General features: G+C 73.4%; 7 protein-coding genes. All 7 read right to left on the minus strand.

The annotated features are described in order from the left end of the window. Positions 1-6 precede the first annotated feature (6 nt). Complete coding sequence (locus AB0C21_RS26710) at positions 7-2721, minus strand: family 78 glycoside hydrolase catalytic domain (protein WP_500207793.1); 2715 nt, start codon at positions 2719-2721, stop codon at positions 7-9. Between the two features lie 102 nt (positions 2722-2823). After that, positions 2824-6546 (minus strand): glycosyl hydrolase, encoded by a 3723-nt coding sequence (locus tag AB0C21_RS26715; protein ID WP_500207795.1) that lies wholly within the window; start codon positions 6544-6546, stop codon positions 2824-2826. Next, complete coding sequence (locus tag AB0C21_RS26720) at positions 6543-10502, minus strand: family 78 glycoside hydrolase catalytic domain (protein ID WP_500207796.1); 3960 nt, start codon at positions 10500-10502, stop codon at positions 6543-6545. The genes AB0C21_RS26715 and AB0C21_RS26720 overlap by 4 nt, the downstream gene beginning before the upstream one ends. 63 nt (positions 10503-10565) lie before the next feature. Then, a complete protein-coding gene (locus AB0C21_RS26725) occupies positions 10566-11981 on the minus strand; it encodes an arabinose isomerase (RefSeq protein ID WP_500207797.1) in 1416 nt (471 codons plus the stop codon). Between the two features lie 54 nt (positions 11982-12035). Beyond that, positions 12036-14087, minus strand: coding sequence for a bifunctional aldolase/short-chain dehydrogenase (locus AB0C21_RS26730; RefSeq protein WP_500207799.1), 2052 nt, complete (start codon positions 14085-14087; stop codon positions 12036-12038). A 64-nt stretch (positions 14088-14151) separates the two neighbouring features. Further along, positions 14152-17424 (minus strand): family 78 glycoside hydrolase catalytic domain, encoded by a 3273-nt coding sequence (locus AB0C21_RS26735; RefSeq protein ID WP_500207801.1) that lies wholly within the window; start codon positions 17422-17424, stop codon positions 14152-14154. Positions 17425-17426: 2 nt separating this feature from the next. After that, on the minus strand, positions 17427-18641 hold the full coding sequence (gene rhaI, locus AB0C21_RS26740; protein ID WP_500207802.1) for an L-rhamnose isomerase: 1215 nt from the start codon (positions 18639-18641) through the stop codon (positions 17427-17429). Positions 18642-18648 lie beyond the last annotated feature (7 nt).

Consider the following 18648-nt stretch of genomic DNA (forward strand, 5'->3'; position numbering starts at 1 on the left):
GGCTCCTCAGAGGTGGTTCGAACGGAAGGCGAGGTGCCCGGAGCCGGCCTCGAAGACGGCGTAGCCGTCCTTCATGCCGATGAAGCGGGCGCCGCCCGGCCCGGAGACGTGCACGTCACCGGCCGAACGGGCGGGGACGTGGATCTCGGCGCGGACGTTGACCGGGATGTCCGCGTCGAGGGAGAACCCGCCGCCGGCCCGCTTCCACGCGACGCCGACGTCCCCGCGCTGCAGCGGGACGGTCCCGGACGCGCGGTCCAGCCCGGTCAGCGGCGGCCTGATCCGGACGGCTGCCGAGGCCGGGGCCGTCGCGGTGACGCCGAGGAGGGTCCGCTGCACCTCGACCAGCGACGTCGCGCCCCACGGGTGGGAGTGGCTCTGCCCGGTCTCCGGCGCGTCCCACGACTCCCACGTGAACGTGCCGCCGCGGGCGAGGATGTTGCCCCAGCCCGGCCCGTCCTTGTCGGTCAGGCGGGCCACGACGTCCGCCGGGCGTCCCGCGAGCGCCTCCAGGAGCCGGTGCGCGGTCATCGGCCCCATCTGCATGCCGAGCCCGGCGATGTGCGACTCGACCTCGGCCCGGTCCGCGGCGGGAGCGACGCCGTAGGCGAGCGCGTAGGCGTTGGCGATCTGCGAGGCGTGCGTGCTCTGCGCGCCGTCGCTCTTCAGGCCGTCGATGTAGACGCCGTCAGGGCGGCGGAGCCTGGCGTTGATGTTGCCGGTGAGCGTCCCGGCGTCCTTGCGCAGCGCCTCCGCGTCGCCGGTCCTGCCGAGCACCTCGGCGGCGCGGGCGGTGGCGTTCAGGACGTCCACGCCGAGCACGTTGATGACCGTGCGGGCGGCGGTGTCCATGTCGTGCCCGTACCGCATGGTCGCGGGCCAGTCGATGATGCCGTACTTGTAGGCCCCGGAGCCGCCCTCCAGGTTGGTGACCAGGCCCGTCCCGTCCGCGATGTAGCGGCGGACGTAGCCGGCGACCGCGCTCATCACCGGGTAGGCCTCCGCGAGCGTGGACGCGTCGCCGGACTGCTGGTAGTAGTCCCAGACCCAGCCGGGGAACATCTCGGTGTAGTCGGGGATGTCGCGCTTGCCGTCGCCGTTCGGGTAGACGGCGTTGAGGCGTCCGTCCGGCCAGTACCGCGCCTGCGACGCCATGAACTCGCGGATCGCCTGCCGGGTCAGGCGCCGCTCCCCGTAGGCGCCCATCATGGCGATCGACGTGTCGACCGAGTCGCCGAGGAACTGCCCCTTCTCCCGGGTTGGCGTGTCGAGGAACTGCGACTGCGCCCCGTACAGCGCCGACCGCGCCATCAGGTCGTAGGCCGCGTTCACTCCCGCGTCGGACGTGCGGAGGTCGCCCTTGCGGGTCACCTCGTTGTGCTGGACGACGGCGGAGATGTCGTCCGCCTCGGCGCCCGAGCCGGGCGCGATCTCCAGATAGCGGAACCCGACATAGGTGAGCGGCCGGAAGGTCTGGTCGCCGTCGCGCTGGGTGTAGCCGTAGCTGAGGTCGGTGTCCTGGTTGTCGTCCTTGGAGCGGGAGACCGTCCCGTCGGCGTTGAGGACGTAGGAGGCGTGCATGTCGACGTGCCGCCCGGCGACGCCGTCCCGGAACCGCACCACCGGCACGGCCGGGATCACCTTCCCGAAGTCGGCGACCAGCGCGCCCGAGTCCAGCCGCGTGACCTTCACCGGCCGGACGGCCCGGTACGCGAGCGCAGTCTCCTGCCCGTGCAGGTGCTTGAAGCCGGACGCGGGATGGACGCCGACGACCACCGGGTCCTGCCAGGAGGAGGCGTCGAAGCCGGGCTCGTCCCACCCGGCCTGCACGGCGGTCCCGTCGATGTCCTCGACGTAGTCGCCGCCGTCGCCGTTGCGCTTGGGCGCCTTCTTCCAGGGGGCGCGCGCCACCTTCCACGTCCCGTCGGTGACGACGACCTGCCGCGTCCCGTCGGCGTGGTCGATGACCATCCGGACGAGCAGGCCCGGCTCGCCCTTCGGCCGCCCCTGCCCCGACCCGTACCAGTGGTAGAGCGCGCCGATCGTGGCGGGCTGCCCGGCCTTCACCTTCGAGGTGACGTCGACGGTCTTGTAGAAGCCGTCGTCGGCGTACTCGAAGGCGGGGCCGTGGTCGACGGTCTCGCCGTTCAGGTGCAGCGCGTACTGCTGCCCGGCCGCGATGTGCACGCGGGCCCGCACGACCTTCGACGCGCCGACCGTGAAGTCCTTGCGGGCGAGCGTGTAGTCGTCGGCCTCCGCGGTGGTGCGCCGGATCCAGGCGGCCTGCCAGTCCGGGTCGGACAGCCCGGTGTCGAACGCGGCGGGCCGCGCCCACGGAGAGCGCTTTCCGGAGACGTCCCAGGTCCGGACCGTCCATGTGAAGGACGTCTCCGGCGCGAGCGCCGGCCCGGCGTACTTCACGTACTCCTGGCTCCCCGACCGGACGCGCCCGCTGTCCCAGACCGCCTTGCCTGAGGCGTCCCGCACGACGATCTCGTACGCGCTCTGCACCTCCCCGGGGTCGCGGTCGCGGGGCGTCCAGCCGAACAGCGGCGCCCCTTCCACGTTCAGGGGGCGGGACTGGTCCCCCACGGTCAGCCCGGCCGGCGCCTGCGGCGCGTGCCCGGCCCTCAGCGCGGCCTGCGCGGTCCCGGGGAGTGCCACGACGGCGGCCGACAACCCTGCCGCGGCGACGACGCGGAACGTCTTGGAACGGATCATGAGGAGTGGCCCTCCAGTTCGTTGCTGCGGCTTGCGTCATGCGCCGGACGGGCCGGGGGCGGATCGCGCCCGCGGGGGCGTCCGCCCCCGGCCCGTTCCGGCCTACGGCCTTACGGAGAACCCGCTCATCTGCACGTTCGCACCGATGCCGTCCCAGCTCCTGGTGATGTCGAGTCGTACGTAGCGGGCGCTGACCTTGGGGAAGGCCGTCGTCCCGCCCGCCTTCGGGGTGTCCGCGGCGGTGGCAACGGTGCGCCAGGTCCGGCCGTCCGAGGAGACCTGGACGCCGTAGTCGCGCGGCCCGTAGTTGGAGCGCCCGCCCACGACGACCGAGCCGAACTCGACCGGCGCGCCGAAGTCGACGCCGTAGCGCACCGGGTCGGCGGGGGTCGGCCCCTGGCCGGCGGCGCGTCCCCACGACACCCAGAACGTGCTCGCGGAGCCGTCCACGGCGAGCTTGGCCGGGTACCGGTCCTGGCCGGCGTCGGCGACGACCCGCGGGAACGGCGTGCCGCCCGGGTTGAGGGCGAGGTCGCCGGAGTGCCGCAGGGTCACCTCCGCGGCGGCGGACGGCCCGGCATCGCTGCGCGCGGTCACCTTCAGGGTGCTCGTGCCGGACGCCGTGCCCTTGCCGCGCAGCCCGACGGGCACCGTCACCGAGCCGCCGGCGGGCACCGTGACGCGGTCCCGCTCCGGCTCGGCGCCGACCCCCTCGGCGGCGGACGCGGCGACCGTGACGTTCGCCGCGCGCCCGGAGGCGTTGGTGACCAGGACGGTCGCGCGGTTGTAGCCGCCGTCCGCCAGCGGCAGCTCCGGTTCGAGCGCTTCGACGGCCAGCACCGGCCGGTCGCCGCCGGCCGGGGTGAGGACGGCGGGGCCGAACAGCCCGTAGTCCATCGGCGCCCGCGACGAGGCTCCGGTGCCCGGGGCGGTGCGGACCGCGTTGAGCAGCGTGGAGGCGACCCGCACGGTGATCGTGTTGGCTCCGGGCCGCAGGTACCGGCCCACCTCGACGTGCCGCAGGTCGGCCTGGTCCAGCGGCGGGAGGTCGTGCCCGTTGACGTTCACACGGACGGTGTCCACCGGTGTGCCGAGGTCGAGCCGCGCCCTGTCGATGCCCTTCCAGCCGCCGTCCAGGGTGACGTTCGCGGTGTAGGTGCCCACGCCCGAGACGTCCGCGAGGTCCACGGGGTAGCCGTTGGCGGGGGTGATGGCCGACCAGGCGGGCAGCGCGCCGTCCGCCCCGGCCTTCACCGTGACCGGGCCGAGCGCCTTGTGCGCGGTGTCGCCGGGCTTGCCGGAGGGCCCGGGGCCCCAGGCGTCCACCGCCAGCGACCACTCGTCGAGCTTCACCGGCTGCGGCACGGCCGCCGTGCCCCGCTCACCCGGCTTGCCGGTGCCGTTCGGGCGGCCGGTGAAGGTGCCGTCGTGCCGCGGCGTGACCGCGATGACGGTGGCGTCGTTCGCGGCCAGCCGGACCGGGACGGTGACGGTGCCCCGGCCGGACGTGTACTCGCGGATCGGGGTGATCTCGCCGGTCCAGGTGTCCAGCCGGTAGGGGACGCCGTCGCCGGTCAGGGTGATGTTCTGCGCGTTCGCGGTGTTCGTCTGGTTGTACAGGTAGTAGTAGTTGGTGGGGCCGTCCTGGCGGCGCACGTCGAGGATCGCGCCCGAGCCGTCGTGCGGCACGGCGGCCGGTGCGACGTTCAGGCGCCGCAGCGCGTCCGGCGCGTCCACCTCGCTCGCCACCCGGACCACGCCGCGCTGCCGGAGGAGTTCGGAGACCACCGACTTCAGCCGCGCGTCCTGGCGCGCGGCGTCGCCGTGTCCGGGCACCGCGCTCGGCACGTCCCCGACGATGACGACGGGCAGCCCCTGCCGCGCCAGGCGCAGCAGCTTCTCCGCGGCGTCCACCGGCATCGTCTTCTGGTCGTTCAGCAGCACCGCGTGGTAGGCGGAGCGGTCGCCGAACAGGGCGCCGCGGGAGTAGGCGGCGTCCTTTCGCCGGAGCAGCGCCGGGCTGAGGTACTCGTAGGTGTATCCGGCCGACGCCAGCGCCGAGGAGCTCTGGATCAGCTTGTTCGACCCGCTCCCGGTGGTGCCGGTGCCGTTCATGCCGAAGTCCTGCCAGTACACGGCCAGGTCGAACCGCGGCTTGCCCTGCCGCAGCACGAGCTGCATCCGGGCCAGGTTGTCGTTGACCGCGCGGTAGTCGGCCCAGTTCGGGCCGCCCTTGTCGCCGAACGCCTCCGAGTAGGAGGTGTTGCCGCCGTAGGTCATGCCGGGCCAGACCGACTGCGGCCCGGCGCCCTGGGGGCCCCTGCTCAGGTACGGAAAGCCGTGCCAGACGACCTGGTTCACGCCGCCGGCGAAGCCCCGGTAGACGGCCTGGAGGTTCGAGGCGTCCGACCCGGCGCCGGCCGTCGAGCCCCACACCGAGCCGGAGAAGGCGCAGCACTCGTCGGACACCACCGGCCGCCCGGACACGTGCGCGCCCGTCGCGACGACCCGGTAGTCCTGCACGTTGCTGTAGGCGCCGACCGACTGCCCGAACGCCAGGGACTCGCCCTCGGGCACGTCGACGTGCGAGGCGGCCTCCGAGACGTCCACCGGGATGCCGTAGGGCTGGATACGGGTGCTGATGCGGTGCTTGTGGGCCCACTCGCGCAGCACGTCGAGCCGGTTGCGGATGTAGAGGTCGCTGAGGGTCTGCCGGTAGTCGGTGCGGACCCGGGCGCCGACGCCGCCGCCGAAGTCGAAGAACGGCCGGTCGGTGATGCCCTGGTCGCCGGCGCCGGCCAGGGCGGGCAGCACCTCGACCGGGGAGTAGCCGCGCAGCTTCGTCCACTGGCCGACCAGCTCGGACGTCCACTTCTGGGTGGTGCCCAGTTCGAGCGAGTCCTCGAACAGGTCGCTCTCGCCCATCTGGGCGAGCAGCCTCCGCACGTCGGGGGTGAGGATGTGCTCGTCGTAGAAGTCCGTGGTGGCCTTCGCGCCGGCCTGGCTGAACGGGTCGAGGGCGTAGTTGGCGCCGGTCGCGGTGTAGCCGGACAGGGACTGCCCGCTGGGCGTCTGGTAGAAGGCGATCAGCGCGTAGGTGCTCTCGCCGTCGCCGGGGAAGTCGACCGTGAGGCCGCCCTGCGCGTCCACCTTCGAGGTGACGTCGGTGACGCCGTCGCGGTCCAGCATCCGCGGCGCGCCGGAAGAGGCGCAGTCCGCGTCGGAGCACTTGGCGACGAGCGCCGCGATGAGCGTCCTCTTCGCCCCCGCGGGCGGCGCGACGTTGAAGTTGGTCGGCAGCTCACCGGACCTGCTGGTGCCGCCCTTGTGGAACTCGTGGGAGAAGACGACCTGCTGCTGCGCGCTCGGATCGTTGACGTCGTTCACGGTGGGGACGGTCGCGGGCCAGCGCGGCCCGATGGTGAAGTCCAGGCCGAGGCCCTTCTCCTGGGCGGCGGCCAGCATCGTCCGGGTCTTCCGCGCCCACAGCGGCGTGCCCCAGCCGTAGGTCTTCAGGAACTCCGGGGAGTTGTTCCCGGCGCCCTCCACGCTGAAGGGGGCCACCTCGGCGCCGCCGCCGCCCGCCTTCCTGATCTGTTCGAGCTCCGCGGCCAGTTCCGCGTCGTCGGTGTGGGCCAGCGGCTGCCACCAGCGGTACTTGGGCCGCACGGACGCCGGAGGGTCGGCGAAGGTCCCGCGGGTCAGGGCCGGGACGTCCGGCCCGGACGGCGGAGCGGTCTCGGCCGCCCCGGCGGCCGCGAGCCCGGTCAGGGCCAGGAGCGCGGCGGCCGGCACCGCGAGCAGCCGCGTCTTTGAGCGGATCATGAGGCGTAGCCCTCCAGCTCGATGACGCGGCTGTAGTTGTGGTCGTTGGAGTCGTGGACCAGGAGCCGGAGGGCCGACGCCGGGACGGGGTCGAAGGTCTTCTCGACCGTGCCGGCGGTGCTGCCGGCGACGGTCGCGACGGTCGTCCACGTCCCGTCCACCCGCGCCTGGACGTCGAAGTCCCGGATCCCGGACTTGGCGGCCGGGTGCGCGGGGTCGTCGAGCGTGAAGACCTTCACGCGGCCGATGCGCTGCGGCTCGTCCCAGGTGGCGGTGAGGGTGTCGGGGAAGTCGCCGGCGGTGTCGTCGTTCCAGCCGCCGACGCCGTTCAGCCAGACGCCGGAGTCGGTGCCGCCGTCGTTGGTCCACGCGGGCGAGGAGCCGCTGTGCACGCTGGACGCCGACATCTCGGCGAGGCGCACGAGGTTGCCGGTGACGCGGACCGGGGCCTGCACGCTCTCGTCGTCGACGGTGACGGTGACGGTGCCGTCCGTCGCGCCGCCGGAATGCCCGATCTCGACCGGGACGTGGGCGGAGCCGCCCGCGGGGATCGTGACCCGGGCGCCGGCCTCGGCGGTGAAGCCGTCCGACGCGGCGGCCTTCACCGGGACCGTGACGGCGTGCCGCTCAAGGTTGGTGACGCGGAACCGGGCGTCGGTGGTCTTCCCGTCGAGCACCGGGATGTCGACGCCGAACGGCGGTTCGACGGCGAGCTGGGTGCGGTCCTGCTGCACGGCCTCGGGGGTGCGGACGTTGAACGTCCAGGAGCCCGATCCGACCTCGTACACGGCCCGGCCGCCCTGGACGCCCAGGGACCGGGCGCCCGCCGGGGCGGTCGCGGCGGACGCGCCGAGCAGCGGCACCTCGACGCGCGCGGGGGCGCCGGGCGGGACGGTCACGTCCAGCCGGAGGTCGTGCCCGGAGCGGCGCCACTCGCTGGACACCGTGCCGCGCGGCGTGCGGTAGGTGGAGGCCGCGCGGGTCAGGTCGCCGACCACGGCGGGCCGGACGACGAGCTCGCCGAAGGCGACCGAGTCTCCGGCCTGGCCGATCCCGGCGAGCCCGGCGCCGAACCACTCGTCGATCGCGCCGAGCATGAAGTGGTTCTGCGAGCCGTAGCCGGTCGGGCCGTCCCAGTACTCGGTGAGCGCGGTCGCGCCGTGCACGACCTGGTAGCCGTAGCTGGGGTCGGTGACCTGCTGCGCGACGGCGAGGATCACGTCGTCGCGCCCGGCCGCCGACAGCACGCGGAACAGCGCGGGCAGGGCGATCTCACCGGTGGTGACGTGGAACCCCTTGCCCTTGACGGACGCGACGAGGTGGTCGAGGACGGCCTGCCGCTGCGACTCCGGGACGATGCCGAGGTCGAGTGCGAACGCGTCCCCGGCCTGGCTGCCCGACCCGTAGGTGTGCCGCTCCTCGTCCAGGTACTTGGCGTTGAACGCCTCCGCGATGTCGTCGGCGAGCTTGCGGTAGCGGGCGGCGTCGTCGTCCTTGCCGAGCAGCCCGGCGACGGAGGCGAGCGCGGCGGCGCTGCGCTGGTAGCCGTAGGTCGCGGCGATCCCGCGCGGCGTGGTCTTGTCGACGGCGGCCCAGTCGCCGAGGCCGTAGTCGAGCAGGTTCCCCTTCGCCTTGGAGGTCAGGTAGTCCAGGTAGCGCTGCATGTTCGGGTAGAAGTCGCGCAGCGGGCGGGCGTCGCCGTAGGTGCGGTAGTGCTGCCAGGCCGCCATGATGATGGCGCTGCCCCAGTTGGGGTCGTCGCGGACGCCGCCGGAGAACTGGACGTACTCGGGCGCGATGTCGGGGACGAGCCCGTCGGCGGTCTGCGCCTCGGCCATGTTGCGCAGCAGCGCCGGGTAGTAGGCCGCGACGTCGTAGTTGCGGGTGACCGACCCCTGGACGAGCTGGGTCTCCTCCAGCCAGCCGAGCTTCTCCCGGTCGGGGCAGTCGGTGAGGATGCTGAACATGTTGCCCTGGATCGACCGGTCGATGATCCGGTGGATGCCGTTCAGCAGCAGGTCGGAGCTTTCGAACGAGCCGGCGGAGGCGTTGCCCGCGCGCAGCACGACGGCGGAGACGGTGTCCGGGTCCGGCGCGGACGGCAGGCCCGTGACCTGGAGGTAGCGGAAGCCGTGGTAGACGAACCGGGGGTGCCAGGTCTCGGTGCCGCCGCCGGCGAGGGTGTAGTGGTCCTCGATCGGCGGACGCCGCGCGCCGCCGGCGATCATCGTGCCCTGCTCGACGAGGCCGTCCGCGCCGAGCCGCTCCCCCGGCTTGAGCGCCAGTCGCGTGCCGCGCGGGCCGTCGACCCGGATCTGCGGCCAGCCCGCGACGTTCTCGCCGAGGTCGAAGACATAAGTGCCCTTCTCCGGCCGCGTGACCTTCACCGTCCTGCGGCGGCCGACGGGCACGATCGCGGGCGACATGCGCGCGGTGAGCGCGATGCCGGGGTCGGGGGCCTCGGCGGCGGGGCGCCAGGACGCCAGGTCCGCAGACGGCCCGTCCCAGCCCTCGCGCGCGAGCCGGGCGTCCTCGTCCTCGCCGCCGTACCAGTGCGTGAACGTGGTCGGGCCGAGGTCGGTGCGCCAAGACGAGTCGGTCGCGACCCGCGCGGTCGTCCCGTCCGCGAGCGTGACCTCCAGCTGGGCGAGCAGCTTCGGCGCTCCCTGCGCCCCGACGTACTTGGTGTAGCGGTCGCTGGTGGAGGTGACGTTGTAGGTGCCGTTGCCGAGCCGCACGCCGATCGCGTTGCCGCCGCGCCGCAGCAGCTTCGTGACGTCGTAGGCGGCGTACTCGGCGCGCTTGCGGTAGTCGGTGTTCGGCGGTTCCAGGACGGCGTCGCTGACCGGGCGGCCGTTGACGGTGGCGTCGTAGATGCCGAGCGCGGTGATGTAGAGCCGGGCGGACCGCACCTCGTCCTTCAGCGAGAACTGCCGGGCGAGCAGGGGCAGCCGGGGCAGGTCCGTCTGGTAGGCGGGCGGCGGCTCCTGGCCGGTGACGGTCTTGGCGGTCGCGAACGGGCCGTCCGCCGAGTCGGAGGTCTGCAGGGTGTAGTCGACGGGGAAGTTCGGCGTCTTGCCGTCGCTCGTCATCAGGTCCGTGCGCGGGTACAGCTTGACCGAGGCGAGGTCCTTGGCGGCGCCGAGGTCGAGCTGGAGCCAGATGTGGTGGCCGGGGTCCTGCGTGCCGTAGGCGGGGCTGGTGTAGCCGAACGGCGCCTTCTGCGTGGTGAGCGACCCGTCGGTGACGAACTCCGGCATCCACTTGCCGGGGTACTCGCGCACCTCCGACGCGGTGACCTTCGCGCCCTTCGCGACGTTCGCCCCGGACGGGTCGAGCGCCTCGATCTCGGCGAGCTGGAGGCGGGACAGCAGCGAGCCGCCCTCCTTGACCGGGAGGCCGAGCTTCGTCACGTCCAGCCGCAGATAGCGGGCCTTCGTCCCGGCGGGCATCGGGACGGTGGCCGGGGTCGGCGCCCGGTTCAGCCAGCGCTCGTCACTGATCCACTTGGCGGACCAGTCGTCCTCGCCGAGCAGGCCGGTCTCGAACCGGGCGGGCGTGCTCCAGTCCGACGCGCGCCCCGCGCCGTCCCAGACCCGGACCCGCCACCACACCTGGCGGCGGGAGGTGAGCGCCGTGCCCCGGTAGACGGCGCTCGCGGCACCGGAGGACACCTTGCCGGAGTCCCACAGGTCGGCGCTGCCGAGCCGGTCGCGGGAGGTCGCCGCGACGACCTGGTAGGCGGTCTGGGCGGAGCCGCGGCCGGGGGCGGCCAGGCGCCAGCTCAGGGTGGGCGCCGTGTCGTCGATTCCGAGGGGCTCGTCGAGCGCGTCGGTCCGCAGCCCGGTGGCGTGCAGGCCGGCGTCCGCGCGGGCGGGCAGGGCGGTGGCGGCGGTGAGCGCCAGGCACAGGGCGACGCCGCACGCGGCACCGCGGAGTGGGGGGATTTTGCGCATGACGAAACATCCTTCGGAGCTGCGCAGGGGGTGGGGGGACGGCGTCGCGCCGGTGTCGTTCCGTCAGGGATTCACTTGGACGAGCTCGATCTCCAGGAGGTCGGCGAGGGCCTTCAGGTCGGCGACGCGGTGGCCGGTGCCGAGGGCCCAGTGGTGGGAGATCCCGGTGGCCGACCACGCGTCGGTCCACTCACCGGGGTCGCAGCCGAAGTCGACTCGCGAGGTGGTGTTGCCGATCTGCAGCAGCGGCCCGTCCACGGTCTCGCCCTCGGACGCGACGAACGCGAACCGGCCGTCGCGGCGCTGGATGACGCCGAACGCGGTGACCGGGCCGTGCTTGACGTCGAACTCGACGGACACGCCGTAGCCGCGCTTGCCGTGGTAGACGCCGAGGCCGCGCAGCAGCGGCCGGCGTGCGCTGATCGCCAGGTGCGCGGGCCCGTCGTGGCCCATCTCGACGTGGCCGCGGTGGAAGTCCAGCGCCTGCAGCTCGGTGAACGAGCCGCCGGCGCCGAGCCGGTCGGCGATCAGCATCGCCAGGGAGGTGCGCAGCTCGTACTCCCCGGCCGCCGGGATCCCCCGCGCGGTGAGCAGCGACGCGCCGAGGATCATCCCGGCGCCGAGCCGCTCGTGGATCTCGCCGTCCAGGCCCCGGTGGTAGTAGGCGAGGCTGTCCAGCTCGAAGTCCTCGACGAGGCGGTCCAGGCCGACCGAGACGCGGGCCGCCCAGGCCAGGTCGTCGTCGTTGACGGAGGCGTCCAGCTCGAAGATCTTCTCGGCCTCGGCCTTCTTGGCGGCCGTCTCGGCCTCGGTGACCTTCTCGACCCGGACGCGCAGGTCGTCGAACTCCAGCACCTCCACGTGCCCGCCGAAGTTGGCGCTGACGAGCGTGAGGTCGGTGGAGACGTCGAGCATGCCCGGGTACAGGTGGCCCATCAGCCCGTGCCTGCCCCGCCGCAGCGCCGCGCGGACCCCGGCGGCCCGCACCCAGCGGCCGATCTTCGCCCAGGCGCGCTCGTCCTCCAGGTACCCCGACACCGACCGGAACGGGACGCCGCAGCGCGCGAACGCGTTCGCCATCTCCGGCAGCGGGCAGGCGCCGCAGTAGGCGAGCCACTGCCCGGTGTCGAAGGTCGCGTGGTCCATCGACTCGGTCGGCTGCAGGTTGATCAGCAGGACGGGCGCGTCCGCCCGCTGCGCGACCGGGACCAGCATCGTCGCGGTCATGTAGGTGGTGAGGAAGCCGACGATGATGTCGCAGCCCGCGGCGCGCAGGCGCTCGGCCGCGGCCGCGCCCTCCTGCGCGTCGGAGATGAACCCGACGTCGACGACCTCGGCGCCGAGCCCGCGCATCCGCTCCGAGACGCGCTCGGCGGACCGCTTGAGCTGCGGCAGCAGGTCGGGGAACTGCGGCCAGTAGGCGCCGAGGCCCCCGGCGACCAGGCCGACCTTCACCGGCGGCGTTGTCGTGTCTGCCATTGCTTGTCCTCTCCTAACAGGCGGTGAGGGTGTGGTGCCCGGGGGCGGTCCTCTTCAGCGCAGGAACGCGGCGGCGACGCCGGCGTCCACGGGGATGTGCAGTCCGGTGGTGTGGGTCAGGTCCCCGCCGGTGAGGGCGAAGACGGCGGCGGCGACGTGCTCGGGCAGCACCTCGCGCTTGAGCAGCGTCCGCTGGGCGTAGAACTCGCCGAGCCGCTCCTCCTCGACGCCGTACACGGCGGCGCGCTTCGCGCCCCACCCGCCGGCGAAGATCCCGGAGCCGCGGACGACGCCGTCCGGGTTGACCCCGTTGACGCGGATGCCGTGCTCGCCGAGCTCGGCGGCCAGCAGCCGCACCTGGTGCGCCTGGTCGGCCTTGGTCGCGCCGTAGGCGATGTTGTTCGGCCCGGCGAACACCCCGTTCTTGGACGAGATGTAGACGATGTCGCCGCCCATCCCCTGCTCCACCATGACGCGGGCGGTCTCGCGGGAGACCAGGAACGAGCCGCGCGCCATGACGTCGTGCTGGAGGTCCCAGTCGGCGGTGGTCGTGTCCAGGAGCGGCTTGGAGATGGACAGGCCCGCGTTGTTGACGACGAGGTCCACGCCGCCGAACGCCAGGACCGCGTCCCGGACGGCCGCGATGATCTCGTCCTCGGAGGTCACGTCCGCGCCGGCGGCGACGGCGGCGTCGGCGGCGCGCAGCGCGGTGGCGCCGATCTCGGCCGCGACCTTCTCGGCCGCCGCGAGGTCCCGGTCGGCGACGACGACGCAGGCGCCCTCGGCGGCGAGGCGGCGGGCGGTGGCCGCGCCGATGCCGGAGCCGCCGCCGGTGACGAGCGCGACCCGGGAGGCGAGCGGCTTCGGCGCCGGCATCCGGCGGAGCTTGGCCTCCTCCAGCTCCCAGTACTCGATGCGGAACTTCTCCGCCTCGTCGATCGGCGCGTACGACGACAGCGCCTCCGCGCCGCGCATCACGTTGATCGCGTTGACGTAGAACTCGCCGGCGACCCGCGCGGTCTGCTTGTTCGCCCCGAAGGAGAACATCCCGACGCCCGGGACCAGCACGATCGCCGGGTCCGCGCCGCGCATCGGCGGCGAGTCCGGGCCGGCGTGCCGGTCGTAGTAGGCGGCGTACTCCTCGCGGTAGGCGGCGTGCAGCTCCTTCAGGCGCGCCTTGGCCTCGTCGAGCGGGGCGTCCGGCGGCAGGTCCAGCACCATCGGCGCGACCTTGGTGCGCAGGAAGTGGTCCGGGCAGGACGTGCCGAGCGCGGCGAGCCGGGGGTGCTCGGCGCGCGACACGAAGTCCAGGACCGGCTCGCTGTCGGTGTAGTGCCCCACCTGCGGGCGGTCCGTGGACGCCAGGCCCCGGATCAGCGGGAAGAGCGCGGCGGCGCGCGCGTGCCGCTCGTCCTCGGGCAGCGCCGGGTGGACGACCTCGCCGAACGGGTCGGCCTTGCCGTGCTCGGCGATGTAGGCCTCCGCGGTGCGGATGATGTCGAGCGAGTTGGCCTTGCACTCCTCGCTCGTCTCGCCCCACGCGGTGATGCCGTGCCCGCCGAGGACCACCCCGATGGCGCCGGGGTTGGCGCGCTTGATCTCGGCGATGTCCAGGCCGAGCTGGAAGCCGGGGCGCCGCCACGGCACCCACGCGACCCGGTCGCCGAAGATTCGCCGCGTCAGCTCCTCGCCGTCGGCGGCCGTCGCGATCGCGATGCCGGAGTCGGGGTGGAGGTGGTCGACGTGCGCGGCCTCCACCAGCCCGTGCATGGCGGTGTCGATGGACGGCGCGGCGCCGCCCTTGCCGTGCAGGCAGTAGTCGAACGCGGCGACCATCTCGTCCTCGCGCTCGACGCCCGGGTAGACGTCCACGAGGGCGCGCATCCGGTCCAGCCGCAGCACGGCCAGGCCCTTCTCGGTGAGGGTGCCGAGGTCGCCGCCCGAGCCCTTCACCCACATCAGCTCGACGTCGCGGGCCGTCACGGGGTCGGTGACGGTGCCCTTCGCGGACGCGTTGCCGCCGGCGTAGTTGGTGTTGCGCGGGTCCGAGCCGAGGGTGTTGGCGCGTTCCAGCAGCTGCTCCACCTCGGGTGGAGTGGCGGTCATCGGATTCTCCTCATGTGGGTGTGCTGCGTCGTGTGCGTGCGGGGCTTCATGTGCGTGCGCGGCTTCATGGGCGTGCGTGGAAGGTGTAGGTGCCGGAGCCGGCCTCCACCCGGACGACGTCGCCGTTGGCGCCCTGCCCGGTGCCGAGGACGCGCACGCCCTCGGCGGCGGTCAGCGGCCTCCCGCTCTCGGTCACCCGGTCCGCGGCCGCGGCGGGCAGCTCGATCTCGGCGGTGGCGCCGACGGGGACGCGCACGCGCAGGTCGAACCCGGCACCGGACCTCGTCCAGCGGACGGTGACCGGGCCGTGCGGGGTGGGCGTGGAGGCGTCCACCGAGCCCAGGTCGCCGAGCGGCTGCGGCGCGACCCTGATCCGGTCGAACCCGGGCGCGGCGGGCGTGATGCCGGCGAGGTCCTCGGTGAACCACTCGCCGATGGCGCCGCCGAGGAACACGTGGTCGCGGGACCGCGAGTCCAGGTCCCAGCGCTCCCACAGCGTGGTCGCGCCGTTGGCGGTCCAGTACCCCCAGCTCGGGTAGGTGCGCTGGTCGGCGACGCGGTAGGCGAGGTCGCCGTGGCCGCGCTTCGTCAGCTCGGTCAGCAGGTACTTGGTGCCGAGCGCCCCGGTGTTGAGGTGGTCGCCGCGCTCCTCCACGTCCCGGACGAGCCGGTCGGTGACGGCCTTCTGCGACTCCTCCGGCGCCAGGCCGAGGGCCAGGGCGAGCAGCGCGTTGGTCTGCCGGTAGCCGGGGTCGGACCGGGTGACGTAGGCGTCGCCGCGCAGGAAGGCCTCGTTGAACGCGTCCTTGATGCGGGCGGCGGCGGCCCGGTAGCGGGCGGCGTCGTCGCCGCGGCCGAGGACCTCCGCCGCGCCGGCGATGATCAGCGCGTTGGAGTAGGTGTAGGCGGTGCCGTGCAGGCGCCTGTCCTCGGGGGTGTTGCCGTTGTACCCGGGGGCGAGGTAGTCGTTGAGGCTGCTCGGGTAGAGCCCCTCGCCGTCCGCGCGCTTGAGCCACCCGTCCAGGTAGGCCTGCATCGCCGGGTAGTTCGCGGCGAGGACGTCGCGGTCGCCGTACCGCTGGTACATCTGCCAGGGGATCTCGGTGAAGGAGGCGTGCCACGGCGGCGCCTGGCCGTAGGAGCCGAGGCCCCAGCCGTTGTCGGGCACGATCCCCGGGATGACGCCGTCGGAGCCCTGGCTGTCGCGGTGGTCGGTCATCCACTTGGCGAACAGCCGGCGCAGGTCGAACCGGCCCATCTCCATCTCGGCCATGAGCTGGGCGTCGCCGGTCCACCCGTTCTTCTCGTACATCGGGGTGTCGGTCGGGATGCCGTGCCAGTTGTTGACGACGGTCTGCCGGGTGGCGGTCTCCACCGTGTTGAACAGGTCGTTGGAGCTGCGGAACGAGCCGTTGGAGCGCAGGGCGCTGTGCACCTCGCGGCCGTCGAGGTCGTCGGCGGTGGGCGGCTCCCCCGGCCAGCCGGTCACCTGGACGTACTGGAAGCCCTTGTAGCTGTAGCGGGCCTCCCACGTCTCGGTCGTCCCGCGCCCGGCCAGGACGTACTCGTCGGTCTGGAAGCGCCCGGTGACCAGACCGTTGCCGGCCTGGACGGTGCCGTCGGAGTTGAGCCGCTCGCCGTACTTCAGGCTGACGGTCGCGCCCTTCGGCCCGCTGGTCCGGATGCGGGCCCATCCGGCGGTGTTGTGGGGCATTTTGAACACGTAGACGCCGGGCTTGGGGTTGGTGACCGCGACGGGCCGCAGGGTGCGCGCGACCTTGATCGGCTCGTGCTCCTCGGGCACCACGGTGGCGGTCGGGGCCTGCACGGCCGCCGCCTGCCGCCAGGAGGAGGCGTCGAAGCCGGGACGGTCCCAGCCGGGCTTCTCCTCGCGGGCGTCGTAGGTCTCGCCGCCGTAGAGGGAGTCGTAGCGGACGGGGCCCTCGGCGTAGCGCCACTGCCCGTCGGTCGCGACCGTCTGGGTGCTGCCGTCGTCGTAGGTCACGACGAGCTGGGCCAGCAGCCGCGGCTCGCCCGTCCACGGCGTGGCATGCCAGTTCCAGGTGTTCTTCTGGGTCATCCCGTAGAAGCCGCGGCCGAGGCGCGCCCCGATCACGTTGCCGCCGTGCCGCAGCATGCGGGTCACGTCGCGGGTGACGTACTCGACGCGCTTGTCGTAGCGGACGAACCCGGGCTGGAGCACCTCGTCGCCGACGCGCCTGCCGTTCAGGCTCAGCTCGACGTAGCCGCCGGCCGCCGCGTACAGCCGCGCCTTGGCGATCTTCTTGCCGGCGACGTCGAAGTCGCGGCGCAGGAGCGGCTCGGGGAGGGTGGGCTTCTCGGGGTTCACCTCGCCCCAGGGAGCGCCGCCCCAGGGCGCCAGCACCTTCGCCTGCGGCCAGGCCGCGTCGTCGTAGCCGGCGGCCTTCCAGTCCCCGGCGGGCTCCTCGTTCGCGGCCCGCCAGGCCGCGCCGGTGTCGAACTGCTTCGGGTCCTGGCCGGGCAGTTCGAGGCGCCCGAGGAGCCCGGCCGGGCTGGCCTTGCCGTTGGTCGCCTTGACGGCGACGACGTTGCGGCCCGTCCGCAGGTGGGCGGTGACGTCGACGACGATCGGGCGCCGCCAGTTCTCGGCCACCGGGTCGGGGTCGCGCCCGCCGACCTCGGCGCCGTTCACCCAGGCGGTGAAGCCGTCGTCGGCCGTCATGACCAGGCGGGCGCCCGCGGGCACCGCGGCCAGGTCGAACGCGCCGCGCAGGTAGCGCGAGCCCGCCGGCGCCTGCGTCTTGGGGTCGCCCTCGGGGTACCAGATCCAGCTGGTGCCCCGCAGGTCCGGGGTGGACGCGGCGTTCTCGGGGGCGCCGATCCACGAGCCGCGCCAGCCGTCCGCGCCGAGCGCGGTCTCGAACCAGGTGGCCGCGCTCCAGCGCGTCCAGTGCCCGCGGGCGTCGGCGACCTTGACCCGCCAGGTGTAGCGGGTGGCGGGCTCGAGCGCCGGGCCCCCGTAGCGGACGTCGTAGCCGCGGGCCGAGTCGACCGCGCCCGAGTCCCAGACGGTGCGGCCCCCGTCGGCGGTGGCGACGGAGACGCGGTAGGCGGTCTGCCGCTGGCCGCGCTCGCGTGCGTTCAGCAGCCATCCGAACCTCGGCTTCGCGGCCGAGACGGCGTTCGGGGTCGTGGCGTGCTCGGTCTCCAGGCCGCCGACGCTCAGGGCAGCCTCCTCCAGCGCGTGCGCCGGAACGGCCGCGGCCAGGACGAGGCCGGCGACGGCGGCGATGACGACGGGGCGGCGGGGCGCCGTGCGGGTTCTGCCGGACGGCGCGGCGGGCGCGGCGGCCATGCTCAGGCCCCCCAGCCGGCCGCCTGGCCGTCCTTGCGCTCCTCGACGATCCGCTCGTAGTAGCCGGACGCCTTGTAGGCGGCGACCGGGTCCGGGTGCAGGCCCATCTCCTCGCGCAGTTCGGCGAGCAGCGGCCGGACGTCGGTGTTGTAGGCGTCCATGAACACGGCGTTCGCCTCCAGGACGTCACCGGACTCCTGCGCCGAGCGCAGGGCGTCGGCGTCCACCAGCAGGGCCTTCGCGGTGGCCTCCTGGACGTTCATCACCGAGCGGATCTGGCCCTGGATCTTCGGCTCGATGTTGTGGCACTGGTCGAGCATGAAAGCCACGCCCGCTCCACCGCTCTCTTGCCGGGGGGCGTGGGGGGTCGTCCCCCCACCGGGATACGCGTCGTAGCCGCCGCCGCGCACCACCTCGTACATGATGCGGAACAGCTGGAACGGGTCGGCCGAGCCCACCATGAGGTCGTCGTCGGCGTAGAAGCGGGAGTTGAAGTCGAACCCGCCGAGCTTCCCCTCGCGCAGCAGGAACGCGACGATGAACTCGATGTTGGTGCCGGGCGCGTGGTGGCCGGTGTCGACCACGACCTGCGCCTTCGGGCCGAGCTTCAGGCAGTGCGCGTAGGAGGCGCCCCAGTCCGGCAGGTCGGTCATGTAGAACGCCGGCTCGAACAGCTTGTACTCCAGCAGGAACCGCTGGTCGTCGCCGAGCCGCTCGTAGACGGCGGCGAGGGCCTCGGCCATCCGGTCCTGCCGGGTGCGGATGTCGTCCTGCCCCGGGTAGTTCGTGCCGTCGGAGAACCACAGCTTCAGGTCGCGGGAGCCGGTCGCGTCCATGATGTCGACCGCCTCGAGCAGGTGGTCGAGGGCCTTGCGGCGGACGGCGGGGTCGGGGTTGGTGACGCTGCCGAGCATGTAGTCGTCGTCCTGGAAGACGTTGGTGTTCACCGCCCCGATCCGCACGCCCCGCTCCTTGGCGTGGGCGGCCAGCGCGGCGTAGTCGTCCACCCGGTCCCAGGGGATGTGGACCGCCACGCTGGGCGCGACGCCGGTGAACCGGTGCACCTGCGCGGCGTCGTCGATCTTCTCCTGCGGGGTGCGCGGCACGCCCCGCTGGGCGAAGACCTTGAACCGGGTCCCCGAGTTCCCGTACGCCCACGAGGGAGTCTCGATCTGCTGGCGGCGCAGGGCGTCCTTCACCGCGCTGGTGTCGTTCACGGTTTGC

Origin of the sequence: Spirillospora sp. NPDC049024 (assembly GCF_040649235.1) — a bacterium.
Classification (GTDB): domain Bacteria; phylum Actinomycetota; class Actinomycetes; order Streptosporangiales; family Streptosporangiaceae; genus Spirillospora.

Excerpts from the sequence above, each read along its gene's own strand:
- AB0C21_RS26710 (WP_500207793.1), bottom strand. The coding sequence starts at position 2,721 with ATGATCCGTTCCAAGACGTTCCGCGTCGTCGCCGCGGCAGGGTTGTCG.
- AB0C21_RS26715 (WP_500207795.1), bottom strand. The coding sequence starts at position 6,546 with ATGATCCGCTCAAAGACGCGGCTGCTCGCGGTGCCGGCCGCCGCGCTC.
- AB0C21_RS26720 (WP_500207796.1), bottom strand. The coding sequence starts at position 10,502 with ATGCGCAAAATCCCCCCACTCCGCGGTGCCGCGTGCGGCGTCGCCCTG.
- AB0C21_RS26725 (WP_500207797.1), bottom strand. The coding sequence starts at position 11,981 with ATGGCAGACACGACAACGCCGCCGGTGAAGGTCGGCCTGGTCGCCGGG.
- AB0C21_RS26730 (WP_500207799.1), bottom strand. The coding sequence starts at position 14,087 with ATGACCGCCACTCCACCCGAGGTGGAGCAGCTGCTGGAACGCGCCAAC.
- AB0C21_RS26735 (WP_500207801.1), bottom strand. The coding sequence starts at position 17,424 with ATGGCCGCCGCGCCCGCCGCGCCGTCCGGCAGAACCCGCACGGCGCCC.